Here is a 15,295-nt window from a genome sequence, read left to right on the forward strand (position 1 = left end):
GGTCGATTTCGGCGGTGATGAGGAGGTTCTGCGGCCATCCTGGGACGAGATGGCCGCAGAACCTGTGTTCGGCCGCAGAAAGCGCGCCGAATCCAGGCAGAGGGCTCCGAGTCAGACGTCGGTGCCGCGGATGCCGACCGTCGACTCGATGACGGGCTTCATCTTCTTGTCGAGGGCCTCGAAGAACATCGACAGCGGGAACTCGTCGTCGAGCACGGCATCCGTGTAGCCCTTGGGTGCACCGGCCAGGATCTCGTCAGGCAGCCCGCGCGCCCACTGCGACGCCGGGTTCGGGGTGAGCACCGAACGGACGAGGTCGTAGGCTGCGAGCCAGTGGGCGGTCTTCGGGCGGTCGATCGACCGCCAGTACAGCTCGTCGATCGCGTCGCCGAGGGCGACGACCGCGTCGGGCACGGCGTCCCAGTCGAACGCGAGGGCCGTGTCGGTCCAGTGCAGCACGCCGCGCTGGTGCAGCCACGCGAACAGCAGCTGCCCGCCGAGGCCGTCGTAGTTGCGCACTCGCGATCCCGTGATCGCGAAGCGGAAGATCCGGTCGAAGATCACCGCGTACTGCACGAGGTCGGCGTGCTCGAGCATCTCCCGCTCGGCGGCGGTGACCTCGTCGCCCGCGTCCACCCGCGCCGACAGGCTGCGCTGGATCTTCACCGACTCGCGGAACGCGGTCAGGTCGCACCGCAGCTCTTCGAGCGAGTAGAGGAAGAACGGCATGCGCTGCTTGATCATGAACGGATCGAACGGCAGGTCGCCGCGCATGTGGGTGCGGTCGTGGATGATGTCCCACATCACGAACGCGCGCTCGGTGAGGGCCTGGTCGTCGAGCATCGCGGCAGCGCGCTCGGGCAGGTCGAGCTTCGTGATCTCGGCGGCGGCACGCGTGACGCGGCGGTACCGGGCCGCCTCGCGGTCCTGGAAGATCGCGCCCCAGGTGAACGAGGGGATCTCCCGCATCGCGACGGTCTCGGGGAAGAGCACGGCCGAGTTCGTGTCGTATCCCGGGGTGAAGTCGACCAGACGCAGCGAGACGAACAGCTTGTTGCCGTAATCGCCTGCTTCGAGGGCGGCGATGAACTCCGGCCAGATGGTCTCCACGATGAGCGCCTCGACGAGCCGCTCGCTCGAGCCGTTCTGCGTGTACATCGGGAAGACGACGAGATGACGGATGCCGTCGACGCGGTGCTGCTGCGGCTGGAACGCGTTCAGCGAGTCCAGGAAGTCGGGGGTGCCGAAGTCCGAGGCGGACCAGCGCTCGAAGTCGACGACGGAGGCCGCGAGGTACTCGGCGTCGTGCGGGAAGGCCGGAGCCAGCGCGCGGATGGCGGCGGTGATCGCGGAGACGAGGTCGCGGGCGGCGGCGTGGTGCGCGGCATCCGGAATCGAGCCGTCCTTCACCTGCATCTCGCGGATCGCGATGGCCGCCTCCTTGAGCTGCGCCCAGGCGGCGGACTGCTCGGCGGTCGACGCGTCCTCCACGACCTCTGGCTCGCCGACGATGGCCTGAGAGTTCAGGGTAGGAGTGGACATGGAACCTCCGATCGGGGCAACAGGCGGAAAAATTCCGGTCATCACGGAATCCTGACGATAATCTTACATCTATGGATGATTCTGTCGATCGCGCGATCCTGGCCGAGATCTCTCGAGAAGGGCGCGCGACGCTCGCCCAGCTGTCGGAGACGGTGGGCCTGTCGGTGTCCGCCGTCCAATCCCGGCTCCGCCGCCTCGAGACCCGTGGCGTCATCACGGGATACCGCGCCGTGCTCGATCCGGAGCAGGTCGGCGCTCCGCTGTCGGCGTTCATCGAGATCACGCCGCTCGACCCAGCCCAGCCCGACGACGCTCCGGAGCTGCTCGAGCACCTCACGGCGATCGAGGCCTGCCACTCCATCGCGGGCGACGCCAGCTACATGCTGTTCGTGCGCGTGGCGACTCCGCGCGACCTGGAGGAGCTCGTGCGCGACATCCGCCTCGCCGCGAACGTCAACACCCGCACGACCGTGGTGCTGCAGACCTACTACGAGCACCGGCCGATCGTCACGGTCGCGGCGGGATAGTGCGCGGCTGTCGCGGCGCGGTACTGTGACCGCAACCGACGCTCAGGAGCACGCATGTCATTCCAGGCCTATCTCGACAAGGTCGAGGCCCAGACCGGCCTCACCCCTCGTCAGTTCATCGAACTCGCGCGGGAGAAGGGGTTCGACGAGACGACGAAGTCCACCGTCGTCCTGAACTGGCTGAAAGAGGAGTACTCCCTCGGCCATGGGCACGCCCAGGCCATGGTGCACGTCATCCTCAAGGGACCGAAGATCAGCGACAAGCACGTCGGCACGGGCGGAGCGCACGCCGACAAGAGCGACACGCTGTGGCTCGACGGCAAGGACTCGAACCCGAATCCGTGAGAGGGCGGGAAAGCCGCGGCCAGTAGGATTCCCTCCGTGGCAGCATCCTCCCAGCGCAAGAAGAAGACCCGGTCCGGAACGAGCGGCAACCCCGCGAAGAAGCCGATCGTCGAGGCCGGCCCCATCACCGCGCGCGACTGGATCGGCGCGGCGCGGCTGCGCACTCTTCCGCTGGCGATCGCCCCGGTCGTGATCGGCACCGGTGCCGCCCGCAGCACCGGGCCGGAGTTCCACTGGGTCATCGCCCTCGCCTGCCTCGCGGTCGCCGTGCTGCTGCAGATCGGCGTGAACTTCACGAACGACTACAGCGACGGCATCCGCGGCACCGATGCCGTGCGGGTCGGACCCGCCCGCCTCACCGCCTCCGGCCGCGTGAAGCCTCGCACCGTGCTGATCATCGGCCTCGTCTTCTTCGCGCTCGCCGCGGCCGTCGGCGTCGCGATCGTGATCCGCACGGAGCAGTGGTGGATGCTGGCGGTCGGGGCCGCGTGCATCGTCGCCGCCTGGTTCTACACCGGCGGCAAGCGCCCCTACGGCTACTTCGGTCTCGGCGAGGTCTTCGTCTTCGTGTTCTTCGGTCTGGTGGCGACCCTCGGCACGACCTGGGTGCAGGTGTTCGAGCTGCCGCAGCAGGCCTGGCTCGGCGCCGTCGCCGCCGGACTCTTCGCCTGCGCGGTGCTGCTCGCGAACAACCTCCGCGACATCGATCAGGACCGCGTGGTCGGCAAGCGCACGCTCACCGTGCTGATCGGCCGTCGCCCCACCCAGATGCTGTTCACGCTGTTCGTGCTGGCGCCCTTCGGCATCCTGATCTTCCTCGCGCTGCTGTACCCGATCGCGTGGATCGGCCTGCTCGCTCTCCTCGCGGGCCTTCCGGCGATCCTCATCGTGTGGACGTATCGGCAGCCGAAGGAGCTCGTGATCGCTCTCGCTCTCACGTCGCTGACGGCGCTGCTCTACGCGGGCGCGCTGTTCTGGGCCTTCGCCGGCTGAGGCCGATCCGGGGGCGCGGCGTCAGGCGCGGTCGGTGTCGTCGGTTCGAGCGTCGATTGCGGCATCCTCGACGTCGGCATCGGCCTGCCCGGCCACCGGACGTCCCTCACGGCGCTCGTGGATGCGTGCAGACGCGTCCGACAGCGGCGCGCGCAGGAAGATCATCGAGATGCTGGCCCCGATGAGCGCGGCGAAGATCGCGGCGAGCCACCAGAACTCGCGGAAGATCGGGAAGAAGAACCACATCACGGCGAGCGGGACGAGGAACGCCAGCAGCCGCAGCACGGTGTAGACGAGGAGGGGTGCAGGCTTCTTCACCAGGACAGTCTACGTTCGGGTGCCGATCAGCCGGCTGAGAGCGACCGGCGGCAGTGCGGCCTCAGAGGCCGAGTGAGGAGAGCGGGATGCCGCGCACGACGCGTCGCCACGGGTGCTCGCCGAGCGTCCACAGGTAGCCGGCGTCGAGGTCGAGGGCGAGGTCCTCGCACCCGACCGGCAGTGGGACGGGGCTGCGCTCGAGGGCGTCGCGCCGACCTGTCCAGAGGGCGCCTGGCCGGAGCAGGTCGGACTGCGACACGAAGTGCCGCTCGCCCCAGCGCACGGCGCCCTGCATGCGCGGGATGCCGGGGGCTGTGCGCTCGATCTCGGTGAAGCGTCCCTCCCCTGCGTCGGGGAGCGCGAACTCGCCGATCCGGCCGTCGTCGTCCTTCCGGTACTCGCCGATCAGCACGCGCGGCAGCGGCGCCCCGTCGGCGTCGAACACGCGGCCGATGTACGAACAGCGCAGCGCGACAGGGTGCACGCGGGTGCGCACTGCGACGAGAGCCGTGACGCGCGGACCGCGCCGTGTCGACCCGGCCAGGCGCCGAGCGAGGGCGCCGCGCACCCGGCGGACCCGCGAGAGGTCGAACTCCCAGATGCCGTCGCGGGTGGCGGCGACGAACAGCCGGTCGTCGAACCACGCCAGCCCTCCGGCGTGGATGGGCGCGGGCTGCAGCTCGCCGTCCTCCTCGACCGCGAGCAGCACGTCGAGGTGGCGGGAGCGGTCGAGATCGACGAGGGCGACCCGGGAAGCGAGGTGGTGCCCGTCGAGGCGCTGGCGGAACCAGCTGACCGCGAGCGTGCGCCGTCCGTGCCACACGCCGAGATCGATGCCCTGCGGGTACCAGCGTCTGGTCCACGAGCGGGCGGTCAGCCAGTGCAGGTCGACCGCGTCGCGACGCTTCTGCCGCACGGGGCGCCAGGTGGTTCCGAACGGCCAGAGCATCCCCCCATCGTCGCCGATCCCTCCCTCTGGTGCGAATGCGTCAGGGCGCGTCGCACGAGGTCACCGCCCGTTCACCTGGGCGTCGCCGCCCGGCAACGAGCGCCTGCGACCATGCCGGGACCGTCCACCACCGGGAGCTCCGTGCGCACACCGCTCGTCACCGTCATCCTGCCCGCGAAAGACGCGGGAGCGTTCATCGGCACCACGCTCGAGACGCTGACCAGGCAGTTCGACGACCCGGCGGCTCTGCAGCTCGTGGCGATCGACGACGGTTCCCGCGACGATACCGGCGCGATCATGCGCACCTACGCGGAACGGCTGCCGCACGCCACGGTGATCTTCAACCCGCGCCCCCGGGGCCTGGCGAGCGCGCGCAACCAGGGTCTCGCGGAGGTCGAGGGGGAGGCGTTCTGCTTCCTCGACGGCGATGACTGGATGCAGCCGCGCCGCCTCGATGTGCTCTCCCGCCGTCTGCGGGATCTCGACTGCGACTTCGTGCGCACCGACCACGTGACGGTCCGGGACGGCGCGCGGGCTCTCGTGCGGGCGCCGCATCCGTGGCGTGAGCGTGTGGTGTCGCCGCGCGACGCGATCCTCCCCGAAAACGAACCCACCATGGTCGACTACCCGTTCGCGTGGGCGGGGATGCTGCACCGCCGCGTGCTCGACGAGGGCATCGCCGGTTTCACGCCCGGCCTGTTCACCGCCGAGGACCGCCCGTGGATCTGGCGACTGCACCTGTCGGCGAGATCGTTCGCGGTGGTCGACGCCCCGGCGCTGCTCTACCGCCGGGGCGTCTCGACCTCGCTCACCCAGGTGCGCGATCGTCGACAGATCGACTTCGTCACGGCGATGCGCGAGCTGATCGACATCGTCGAGGCGGATGCCGAAGCCGACCGCTTCCTGCCGAAGGCGGTGTGGACGGTGCTCGCTCTCAGCTCCCGCCACCTCGTGCGGGCGCGGCGGATGACGCCGGCCCTGCGTGCGGAGATGCGCTCCGGCATCCGCGATCTGCTGGGTCGTCTCCCGTCCGGCGAGACCGAGGCCGTGCTCGCCCGTCTCGACGGGCCGCGGCGCCGCGTCCTCGCACCGCTGCTGCGGGCGGTGGAGCGCACGGCATGACCCAGCTCTTCGCGCTGCACAGCGCGTACGCGCTCGCGACGGCGGCGGCGGCGATCGACGGCGGGCTGCTCGGTGACGGCGGCGACCGCGTCCTCGTGCCGTTCGTGTCGTCGCGCGTGCCGGAGACCACCGTCGGCATCGGGGCCGACCCGTCGCTCGCGCGTCTGCGCACCCGCTTCGACCGGGTCGAGGACCTCGACGCGCTGTTGGGGCCGCTGCACCCGAGTTCGTGGACCCCCGAGCCGGCCGATCTCGTCGTGCTCGAGCGGCTGATCACGCGGGCGTGGGATCTCGGCGACGATCTGGAGCTCTTCGTGCAGAGCCCGCAGGTGGCCCCGGCGCTGACCCTCATGAGTCTGTTCCCCCGGGCGAGGATCACGATCGTGGGCGACGGGCTCATGACCTACTCGCCGATGCGGATCAGGCTCCCGCACACGATCGCAGCGCGGATCGGCCGCGTCGTGCACGCCGACGTCGTGGAGGGAGTCACGCCTCTCGTCGGCTCTCCTGGCGCCGAGCTCGTGCCCGTGCCGCCCGCGCTGTTCCGGCAGGCGCTGCTCGAGGCGTCCCCGGGGGAGGACCCGCCGCTCGGCGACGGACCGGTCGTGCTCGTGCTCGGCCAGTATCTCGCCGCTCTCGGCCTCGTGTCCGACAGCGAGGAGGTCGCGCTGCAGCGCGACATGATCGACCTCGCCGCGAACCGGCACCCGCAGCGCATCGTCTTCAAACCGCACCCCTCGGCGCCGCCGCGCGTGACCGACGCGCTGCGCGAACGAGCCGGGCTCCACGGGCTCGACCTCGTCGAGTACCGCGGCCCGCTCTCGGCCGAGGTGCTCGCGGAGCGGCTCGACGCGCAGGCCGTGATCGCCGGCTTCTCGACGGCCCTGCCCACCGTGCGCGCCCTCTTCGAGCGCGACATCGACGCGGTCGGCACGGACGCCGTGCTGCGCCGCCTCACCCCGTTCGAGAACAGCAACCGCATCCCGGCGACCATCGTCGACGTGCTCACTCGCCACGACTCGGCCTACCGGGAGCCCGCGCAGCTGCAGCTGCTGATCGACGCGGTCGGCTACGCCATGCAGCCGCTGGTCGCCGCGCACCTGCGCCCGCGCGCAGAGGCGCTGCTGCGCAGCATCCGCCCCTCCGACCGCGACCGTTACTTCTCGCCGAAGCGACTCGCCGAGCTGCGGCTGCCGGGGGCTCCGGCGCCGACCCTGACCGACCGCGCGCTGCGCCCCGCCGGTGGGATCGGGCGCGTGGAGGAGCTGCGGCTCACCGCGCTCGGCGCGCGACGCCGCATCAGACGGGCATGGCGCGCCCTGAGAGGACGATGACGATGACAAACCCTGCGACGACGACCGGCCGCACGGTCGCGATCATCCCCGCCCGAGGCGGGTCGAAGGGCGTGCCCCGCAAGAACGTGCAGCGCGTGGGCGGAGTGCCGCTCATCGCACGCGCGGTGCGGTCGGCGCTCGCCGCCGACGGGATCGACCTCGTCGCGGTCACGACCGACGACGCGGAGATCGCGGCGGTGGCCGCAGCCGCGGGCGCGCTCGTGGTGCGGAGACCCGACGAGCTCTCGGGCGACACCGCCTCATCCGAGAGCGCGATCCTGCACGCACTCGACGAGATCGAGGCCGTCGGGGAGCCGGTCGACGTCGTCGCCTTCCTGCAGGCGACATCGCCGTTCATCCCTTCGGCGGCGCTCGCCGAGGCCGTGCGCGAGGTGCGCGAGGACCGTGCCGACAGCGTGTTCTCGGCCTTCGAGACCTACGGCTTCCTCTGGGGACGCACGGGTGACGACGCCGCGGTCGCACTCAACCACGAGGCGGGCCACCGTCCGCGGAGGCAGGACCGCGACCCCCACTACCTCGAGACGGGCGCGTTCTACGTCTTCCGCGCGGACGGATTCCGCGAAGCGCAGCACCGGTTCTTCGGACGCATCCGCATCGCCGAGGTGCCCGAGTGGTCGGCGATCGAGATCGACGACCAGCATCAGCTCGAGATCGCCAGGGCGCTCGCCCCATTGCACGAGACGCCGGAGCGCATCCCCGTGCGCGCGGTCGTCACCGACTTCGACGGCGTGCACACCGACGACACCGCGAGCGTCGACGCCGACGGGGTCGAGCGGGTACGCGTGAGCCGCGAGGACGGGATGGGGGTGTCGCTGCTGCGCGCGGCCGGCGTCCCGATGCTCATCCTCTCCACCGAGGTCAATGCGGTCGTGCGTGCCAGGGCCGAGAAGCTCAGGGTGCCCGTGCTGCACGGCATCGACGACAAGGAGTCGGCGCTGCGCGGGTGGGCGGAGGAGAACGCGATCGACCTCGACGAGATCGCCTACCTCGGGAACGACGTCAACGACCTGCCGGCGATGCGCATCGTCGGGTGGCCCATCGCGGTCGCCGACGCGCACCCGCGCGTGCGGGCCGAGGCGCGGGTCGTGCTGTCGCGGCGGGGCGGTCGCGGCGCCGTGCGCGAGCTCGTCGAACGGGTGTTGCCCGCCTGACGGGAGCCGGTAACCCTCCTGTCGCGCGGTGTTCACCCCCGGCGCGTACTCAGGAGGGAGGGCCATTCGACGACCGGAGGAACCATGACTGTCAGCATCGGATCGCACGTCATCGGAGGCGGTCGTCCCGCCTACGTCATCGCCGAGATCGGCCTCAACCACAACGGCGACGTCGACATCGCGAAGCGGCTGATCGACGTGGCGGCGAAGGCGGGTGCCGACGCGGTGAAGTTCCAGAAGCGCACCCCCGAGATCTCGACGCCCGAGCACATGCGCGACGTGATGCGCGAGACGCCGTGGGGCACCATGACCTACTTCGAGTACCGGCACCGCATCGAGTTCGGTCGTGACGAGTATGTCGAGATCGGCGACCACGCGACGATGCTCGGTCTCGACTGGTTCGCCTCGCCGTGGGACGTGCCGAGCGTGGAATTCCTCGAAGACCTGAACGTGGTCGCCCACAAGGTCGCGTCAGCGAGCCTCACCGACACCGAGCTGCTCGTCGCGCTGCGCGAGACCGGCAGGCCGGTCATCCTCTCCACGGGCATGTCGACCATGGAGCAGATCGACCGCGCGCTCGACACCCTCGGCACCGACCGGGTCGTCCTGCTGCACGCCACGTCGACGTACCCGCTGGAGCCCGAGGAGGCCAACCTCCGCATGATCTCGACGCTGCGCGACCGCTACGCCGGCGTGCCGGTGGGCTATTCGGGCCACGAGCGCGGGCTGCAGATCTCGCTCGCCGCCGTCGCGCTCGGCGCCGTCGCCGTCGAAAGGCACATCACGCTCGACCGCACGATGTGGGGCTCCGACCACGCGGCATCCCTGGAGCCCACAGGGCTGGAGCACCTCGTGCGCGACATCCGCGTGATCGAGAAGGCCCTCGGCGATGGTGTCAAGCGCGTGTTCGAGAGCGAGCGCGCTCCCATGGCGAAGCTCCGCCGCATCCCGGCATGAGCGCAGCCGCGGGTAAGGGCGGGGACTCCCTCCGCGTCGTCGCGATCGCCGACGCCGACTCCTTCGTGAAGTGGGCGGCGTCGCTGCTGGGCGGTGTGGACGGCATCCGCCGCCATCTCCTCATCGTGCGCACACCGCTTACCGCCAGCGTCGCCCAGCAGCGCACGGCTCTGGCCGGCACCGGGATGCAGGAGCGCGACGTCACACGCCTCGGTTTCGCCGCCGTGCAGGCGTGGCTCGAGGGGCAGCGCCCCGACGTGGTGCTGCTGGCGGGCCGCGGGCCGTTCGTCCGGCTCCTCGGCCGCGTGATCGATCGGCTCACCCGCCGGCCCGTGGTGGTGGCAGGGCTTCCCGGGATGGCGATCCCGGCGCAGCGCGGTGCGCTCGACTACCGCCGTCACGCCGACCTGCTCGTCGTGCACTCCCACCGCGAGGAGCGCGCGTTCGCCGAGCTCGGGCGGCGCATCGGAGTCGACGTGCCGACGGCGCTCGCGACGCTGCCCTTCGCGCAGCCCCGATCTCGGATGCTGGCGCTCGACCGGGCACGGGCGCTCGCCGCCGGCACGGCGCGGCCGGCGACCACCCTGCTCGCGGAGCGTCCGAGTGCACACGAACCCCGCGCCAAGCGCGAGCCGGCCACCGACATCGTCTTCGCGGCGCAGGCGCTCGTGCCGACCGCCCGCGAGGAGCGCGCCGAGATCACCGCGACCCTCGTGCGAGCCGCCGACGCCGACCCCGACCGTCGCGTGGTCGTGAAGCTGCGCTCGCGGCCCGGCGAGTCCGAGACGCACGTCGAACGCGATCCCTATCTCGACCTGCTGCCAGACCGCAGGCCCGACAACCTCGTGGTGTCGTACGACTCGATGGGCGCAGCCCTGTCGACCGCGGCCGGTCTCGTGACCGTGAGCTCGACCGCGGCCGTCGAGGCGGTCGCGCTCGGCATCCCCGTCATCGCCCTCGACTCTTTCGGGGTGAGCAAGACCCTCCTCAACACGGTGTTCGTCGGCAGCGGGCTGCTCGGCGGACGCGGCGAGGTCATCGCGGGCAGGTTCCGGCATCCGCTCCCCGCGTGGTTGCGCGACAACTACTTCCACCACCCGGCAGAGTCGACCTGGTGGAGCCGGGTCGAGGAGCTCGTCGCGAGGCGGCGTGCGGGCCGCCTGCCGGCCCGCACCGTGCCGGCGCCGCGCGGAGGAGCGCTGCACGAGGCATGGCATCGCGCGAGCGTGCTCGGGAGGCACGACCGCACACTCAGCGGTGCTGCCGCGTTGGCGATCGGGGTGCCTGCGACGGCGGCTCTCGGTCGGGCGCGCCGCGGACGAGTGACATCGGACGGCGGCACCTGGGCCGACGCGACGACCGACTTCACCCTCGAACCGAATCCCTTCCACGACTCGATCCGGCGCTGACCCGGCGCCGCCCGGGAGTCAGCGACGCGGTGCGACGATCGACGGCGGGTTCGCGTCGTTCCACCGCTGGATCGTCTGCATGAGCCAGAACCACGCGAACAGCAGCAGCGCCACGACCTCGCCGATCAGCACGGCCGGCGTCTCGCCGAACACCTGCCGGAACAGCACGGCCGCCGCGAGGAACAGCAGGTCGACGATCAGGAGCCCGGCGATCCAGCGGTAGATCGAGCGCTGTCGCGGCGTGGGCGGGGTCTCGCCCGGTTCCAGCGGCCCGCCCGCGTAGAGCAGGGGCACAGCGGTGAACACGCCGAAGAACACGAGCGTGACGACGAAGTGGATGCTGTGCACCGGCCAGAAGTTGAACGGGAAGAGCTCGTTCACCGACGGGACGAACGCGAGAGCCCAGACGACGGACGCCGTCGCCACCGCTATCACCGAGACGAGCACCGCCGAACGGTTCGGCGTGCGCGTGCGCGCCCGGACCACCGCCATCACGATCACCGTCACGACGACGACGATCGCATACACCGCGATCCCCGCCTTCGCCGACTCCAAGGCCCCGGCCGGGATGCAGTCGGCCGTGGAGGGACAGGGGAGGTGGTCCTGCGCGCGGGAGTCCGCTATCCCTGTGGGCACGATCGCGATGAGCGGTGCGAACACCGCGCATACGTCGAGCAGGGTCGTCGCGCGGTTCCGCCCGGACAGTGCGAGCAGGGCCACGGAGACCGCGATCAGCGATCCTGCGAAGACGTCGCGCATCGGCGTGTAGAACGCGTGACTGATCGACGGGAGCGGGTGCCAGCCGAACTGGAACGGATGCCAGATCGCGACGACGCTCTGCAGCGACACGGCGATCAGCAGTGCGGCGACGACGAGCGCGAGCGACAGCCGCAGGTACCTGTGCGTCTTCTGGCCGGTCGTCGGAGGAGCGGGAGAGGCGGCCATGGTCGTGACGGTACACCGAACCCGCCGACGTCGTCGGAGGTCGCGCGGCGTCGCAGAACGTCGCGTGCCGTCACGGGGCGACACGAGGGGTAAATCCGGGGAATGATCCTGGTGCGCCCCGCCACCGCCGGGTAACGTCGACCCCATCGCGGCGATCCGGGCGGTCCCGGGCCTCAGCTCATATCTGACGGCGTTGCGGGTTCGACTCCCGCCGTCGCGTCCACCGCCTCAGGACCCCTGCGCGAGCCGCTGCTCGATGGGATCCCACCCGCCCTCGAGCACGGCGAAGCCGGCTTCGAGTGTCGCGAGCTGGTCATCGCTGTCTGTGACGAGCAGCTGCATCTGCAGCACGAAACGGGCGAAGACGCGCAGCTCGGCGGTGGGTGCGTCGAGGCCGAGCTCGTCGGCGATGGCCTCGGCGAGAGCATCCTCGTGGCGCAGCCACATCTTCGCCGCGTAGTCGCGCAGCGCGGGGGTCTCGTTGAGGAAGCGCATGAAGGTGCGCGCGACGTCCTCGCCGTGCTCGTCGAGGTTCACGCCGATCTCGCCCCGGTAGAAGTCGTGGATGGCTCGGCTGATCGTCACACCGTCCGTCCGGTCGCGCACGGCAGCGACGAGGCGATCGCGCTGCTCGTCGTCCTCGTCGAAGACGAGCGCCTCCTTCTGCGGGAAGTGCGCGAAGACGGTCGTGGGGGAGACGTCGGCCGCGTCGGCCACCTCCCGGATGCTGACGTTGTCGAATCCGCGCTCCAGGAACATCATCGTCGCCACGTCGGAGATGTTCTTGCGGGTGGCGGCCTTCTTGCGTTCGCGGCGGCCCACCGGCTCGGCAGTCGTCATGTCGACAGCCTATCGCGAAGACGATACAAAACTGGCTTGACACCGAAACTGGTATTGATACAGTTACGGAGTGACTTCACTCAACTCGTCTGCGCGCGGCGGAACGCGCGCCTGGATCATGCTCGTCGTGCTGACGATGCTCACCGTGATCGGCATGACCGTCGTCCTCCCCGTGCTGCCGTTCGTCGTGCTGCAGTACGTCACCCACGAGCACGATCTCGCCCTCTGGGTCGGAGTGCTCGAGGCCATCAACGGCCTGTGCGCCTTCCTCGTCGCCCCGTTCCTCGGCCGCCTCTCCGACCGGTTCGGCCGCCGCCCGATCATCATCGCCGCCGCGTTCGGAGCCGCCTTCTCGATGGCGCTGTTCGGTATCGGCGGCGCGATCTGGGTGCTCGTGCTCGCCCGCGTCATCCAGGGCCTCACGGCCGGCGACATGCCGGCGCTCTTCGCCTACCTCGCCGACATCACGCCGCCCGAGAAGAGGGCGCAGCGGTTCGGACTGCTCGGCGCGCTCTCGGGCATCGGCATGATGCTCGGCCCGGCCATCGGCGGCCTCCTCGCCGCAGTCAGCCTGCAGCTGCCCGTGTTCCTCACGGCGGCGGTGTCGCTCGTGATCGCGATCCTCAGCCTGTTCCTCCTTCCGGAGAGCCTGAAGCCCGAGAACCGCATCCCCGCGATCCGCGCGCGTGACGTGCAGCCCTTCGCGGTCTTCGCAGAGGCCTTCGGTCGGAAGGAGCTGCGCGCCCTCATGATCGGCTTCGGCCTGCTGGCCCTGCCGTTCGGGTTCTTCGTGAACAACTTCAGCGTGCTGGCGCTCGACTCGATCCAGTGGGGACCGACGCAGATCGGTCTGCTCACCGCAGGCGTCGGCATCATCGACATCCTGATCCAGGGCGTGCTGCTCGGCATCCTGCTCCCGCGCATCGGCGAGAGGGGCGTGATCGTGAGCGGCATCGTCGCGCAGATGATCGGTCTCGCCGGACTCGCGATCGTCGCGTCGGTCCTCGCCCAGCCCTGGGTGTTCATCGTCGGCGCCCTCCTGCTGGCGGCGGGCCAGGGGGCATCGCAGGCCGCGATGGACGGCGCCATGTCGAACACGGTCGGCGACGACGAGCAGGGGTGGCTCGGCGGAGCGACCCAGTCGCTCAACGCCGCGATGAGCACGGTCGCGCCGCTCATCGCGGCCGCGCTCTACACGACCGTCAGCCACGCCGCGCCCTACTGGCTCGGCGTCGTCCTCATGATCGTCGCGGCGATCGTCGTCGGCCGTGCGCACATCGCGAACACCGCGAAGCGGGAACACGCCCCCGGCGACGGCGGCGAGCCGGCCGACGAGGCGGCGGTCGATGCGGCGGTCGAGGAGCCCAGCCCCGCCGCGCGCTGAACAGCCGGGTCGGGGGAGGCGTCAGACGGTTCGCCAGCTGTGGTCCGTGATCGCCGCCCCCGCCTGCGGGCCCATCTGCAGCATCCCGCCGTCGATCGCGATCGACGCTCCCGAGATGTACGCGGCCTCCGGCGAGGCGAGGAACGCGATGAGAGCGGCGACCTCGCGCGCGTCGCCCGGACGCCCGAGCGGGATGCCAGGGCGGTCCACCGTGTGCGGGTCCACGTCCTCGTTCCCGGTCATCGGCGTCGCGATCTCGCCCGGCGCGACGCTGACCGCGCTGATGCCGGAGGAGCCCAGCTCCAGGGCGAGGTTCTTCATGAGTCCGCCGAGTCCGTGCTTGGCGGCGTCGTACGCGCTGGCGCCGACCATGGGCTGGTGCTCGTGCACGCTCGTCACCGAGATCAGGCGCCCGCCGTGTCCGGCCGCGACCATGGCCCTCGCCACACGCTGCAGGCATACAAACGCGCCGGTGAGGTCGGTGTCGACGACGCGGTTCCAGTCGTCGAGCGACAGGTCGAGGAAGCGCGTGCTCGCACCGGTGCCGGCGTTGTTGACGAACACGTCGACGCCTCCGAGCTCGGCGATCAGTCCGTCGATCACATCGCCGCACGCGGGGACGTCGGAGACGTCCAGCTGCGTCACCACCGCGCGCGCCCCGTGAGCCCGAACCTCGGCGGCCGTCTCCTCGGCTCCCGCCTGGTCGGAGTGCCAGGTGATGCCGACGTCGATCCCCGCCGCGGCCAGGGCGACCGCCGTCGCCCGTCCGATCCCGGAGTCCGCCGCCGTCACGATCGCCCGTCGTGCCTCCGCCTCGATGCCCGTGCTCATCATCCTGCTCCTCACTCGTCGTCGTTGCGGTCGACGGTACGAGAGCCCCGCCCCGGCGGCCGAGCGGGTTGACGACGGGCGGATGCGGCGCTAGCGAGCCGCGAGCGGGAAGATGGATGACATGGCCGCACCCCTCCGCCCCGGCCTCCGCGTCTCGCCGGGGCTCACGATCCCCGAGACGGAGCTGTCGTGGCGCTTCTCCCGCTCCTCCGGGCCTGGGGGTCAGGGCGTGAACACGGCGGACTCGCGGGTCGAGCTCAGCTGGGACGTCGCGGGCAGCCCCGTGCTCACTCCCGAGCAGCGCGCGCGTCTCCTCGACCGGCTCGCATCGCGGCTCGTCAACGGAGTCGTGACGATCGCGGCATCCGAGCACCGCGCGCAGCTGCGCAACAGGGATGCCGCGCGCGAGCGTCTCGCGGCCCTCGTCGCCTCCGCGCTCCGACCTCCGGCTCCGCCGCGACGCCCCACGAAACCCAGCCGGGGGTCGAAGGAGCGTCGCCTGACCGCGAAGCACCGCCGCACGGACGTCAAGCAGATGCGGCGTCGGCCGCGCGACGTCTGACGCGCGTCGCACTTGTGCACCCGCGTCGCAGGATGCCCCCGAGAACCTGCGACGCGCGCGTACAT

16 protein-coding genes and 1 pseudogene are annotated in these 15,295 nt (G+C 70.9%); 11 read left to right on the plus strand and 6 right to left on the minus strand.

Annotated features, from left to right (window positions below):
• Window positions 1-111 precede the first annotated feature (111 nt).
• Complete coding sequence (locus RAC69_RS05985; protein ID WP_375085868.1) at window positions 112-1,542, minus strand: DUF6421 family protein; 1,431 nt, start codon at window positions 1,540-1,542, stop codon at window positions 112-114.
• Window positions 1,543-1,613: 71 nt separating this feature from the next.
• Between RAC69_RS05985 and RAC69_RS05990 the strand changes: the two genes are divergently transcribed.
• From RAC69_RS05990 to RAC69_RS06000, 3 genes are read left to right on the plus strand one after another with little or no spacing between them, the layout of a single operon-like run.
• Window positions 1,614-2,069 (plus strand): Lrp/AsnC family transcriptional regulator, encoded by a 456-nt coding sequence (locus RAC69_RS05990; RefSeq protein WP_375085869.1) that lies wholly within the window; start codon window positions 1,614-1,616, stop codon window positions 2,067-2,069.
• 54 nt (window positions 2,070-2,123) lie between these two features.
• Window positions 2,124-2,414, plus strand: a complete 291-nt coding sequence (locus RAC69_RS05995; RefSeq protein ID WP_341933588.1) for a DUF4287 domain-containing protein — start codon at window positions 2,124-2,126, stop codon at window positions 2,412-2,414.
• A gap of 36 nt (window positions 2,415-2,450) precedes the next feature.
• Window positions 2,451-3,407, plus strand: a complete 957-nt coding sequence (locus tag RAC69_RS06000) for a 1,4-dihydroxy-2-naphthoate polyprenyltransferase (protein ID WP_375085871.1) — start codon at window positions 2,451-2,453, stop codon at window positions 3,405-3,407.
• Between the two features lie 21 nt (window positions 3,408-3,428).
• On the opposite strand, the gene RAC69_RS06005 is transcribed toward RAC69_RS06000, so the two are convergent.
• Together RAC69_RS06005 and RAC69_RS06010 are read right to left on the minus strand one after the other, a co-directional pair.
• The gene (locus tag RAC69_RS06005) at window positions 3,429-3,725 is read right to left on the minus strand and encodes a DUF4229 domain-containing protein (RefSeq protein ID WP_341933590.1); all 297 of its coding nucleotides are present in this window, start codon (window positions 3,723-3,725) and stop codon (window positions 3,429-3,431) included.
• 61 nt (window positions 3,726-3,786) lie between these two features.
• On the minus strand, window positions 3,787-4,674 hold the full coding sequence (locus RAC69_RS06010) for a hypothetical protein (RefSeq protein ID WP_375085873.1): 888 nt from the start codon (window positions 4,672-4,674) through the stop codon (window positions 3,787-3,789).
• Window positions 4,675-4,785: 111 nt separating this feature from the next.
• On the opposite strand from RAC69_RS06010, the gene RAC69_RS06015 reads away from it, so the two are divergent.
• The 5 genes from RAC69_RS06015 (at window position 4,786) to RAC69_RS06035 (ending at window position 10,668) form a co-directional block, all read left to right on the plus strand.
• Window positions 4,786-5,796 carry a glycosyltransferase family 2 protein gene (locus RAC69_RS06015; protein ID WP_375085875.1) on the plus strand — a complete coding sequence of 337 codons (1,011 nt, stop codon included), beginning with the start codon at window positions 4,786-4,788 and terminating at the stop codon, window positions 5,794-5,796.
• Entirely contained in the window at window positions 5,793-7,130 is a 1,338-nt protein-coding gene (locus RAC69_RS06020; RefSeq protein ID WP_375085876.1) for a polysialyltransferase family glycosyltransferase, read from the plus strand. The genes RAC69_RS06015 and RAC69_RS06020 overlap by 4 nt, the downstream gene beginning before the upstream one ends.
• Complete coding sequence (locus RAC69_RS06025; protein ID WP_375085877.1) at window positions 7,127-8,302, plus strand: cytidylyltransferase domain-containing protein; 1,176 nt, start codon at window positions 7,127-7,129, stop codon at window positions 8,300-8,302. The genes RAC69_RS06020 and RAC69_RS06025 overlap by 4 nt, the downstream gene beginning before the upstream one ends.
• An 84-nt stretch (window positions 8,303-8,386) precedes the next feature.
• Window positions 8,387-9,259 (plus strand): N-acetylneuraminate synthase family protein, encoded by an 873-nt coding sequence (locus RAC69_RS06030; protein ID WP_375085878.1) that lies wholly within the window; start codon window positions 8,387-8,389, stop codon window positions 9,257-9,259.
• On the plus strand, window positions 9,256-10,668 hold the full coding sequence (locus RAC69_RS06035) for a DUF6716 putative glycosyltransferase (protein ID WP_375085880.1): 1,413 nt from the start codon (window positions 9,256-9,258) through the stop codon (window positions 10,666-10,668). Before RAC69_RS06030 ends, RAC69_RS06035 begins: the two co-directional genes overlap by 4 nt.
• A gap of 18 nt (window positions 10,669-10,686) precedes the next feature.
• On the opposite strand, the gene RAC69_RS06040 is transcribed toward RAC69_RS06035, so the two are convergent.
• Window positions 10,687-11,613, minus strand: coding sequence for a hypothetical protein (locus tag RAC69_RS06040; protein ID WP_375085882.1), 927 nt, complete (start codon window positions 11,611-11,613; stop codon window positions 10,687-10,689).
• A gap of 147 nt (window positions 11,614-11,760) precedes the next feature.
• Between RAC69_RS06040 and RAC69_RS06045 the strand changes: the two are divergent.
• Window positions 11,761-11,836 (plus strand): annotated as a pseudogene (locus RAC69_RS06045).
• A gap of 5 nt (window positions 11,837-11,841) precedes the next feature.
• Here RAC69_RS06045 and RAC69_RS06050 read toward each other — a convergent pair.
• A complete protein-coding gene (locus RAC69_RS06050; protein ID WP_375085883.1) occupies window positions 11,842-12,453 on the minus strand; it encodes a TetR/AcrR family transcriptional regulator in 612 nt (203 codons plus the stop codon).
• Window positions 12,454-12,523: 70 nt separating this feature from the next.
• On the opposite strand from RAC69_RS06050, the gene RAC69_RS06055 reads away from it, so the two are divergent.
• Window positions 12,524-13,837 (plus strand): MFS transporter, encoded by a 1,314-nt coding sequence (locus RAC69_RS06055; RefSeq protein ID WP_375085885.1) that lies wholly within the window; start codon window positions 12,524-12,526, stop codon window positions 13,835-13,837.
• 21 nt (window positions 13,838-13,858) lie between these two features.
• On the opposite strand, the gene RAC69_RS06060 is transcribed toward RAC69_RS06055, so the two are convergent.
• Complete coding sequence (locus tag RAC69_RS06060) at window positions 13,859-14,668, minus strand: SDR family oxidoreductase (protein ID WP_375085887.1); 810 nt, start codon at window positions 14,666-14,668, stop codon at window positions 13,859-13,861.
• Between the two features lie 121 nt (window positions 14,669-14,789).
• On the opposite strand from RAC69_RS06060, the gene arfB reads away from it, so the two are divergent.
• Window positions 14,790-15,230: an alternative ribosome rescue aminoacyl-tRNA hydrolase ArfB gene (gene arfB / locus RAC69_RS06065; RefSeq protein ID WP_375085889.1), complete on the plus strand. Its 441-nt coding sequence runs from the start codon at window positions 14,790-14,792 to the stop codon at window positions 15,228-15,230.
• The last annotated feature ends 65 nt before the right edge of the window (window positions 15,231-15,295 follow it).

It is taken from the genome of Microbacterium sp. LS_15, assembly GCF_041954735.1.
Classification (GTDB): domain Bacteria; phylum Actinomycetota; class Actinomycetes; order Actinomycetales; family Microbacteriaceae; genus Microbacterium.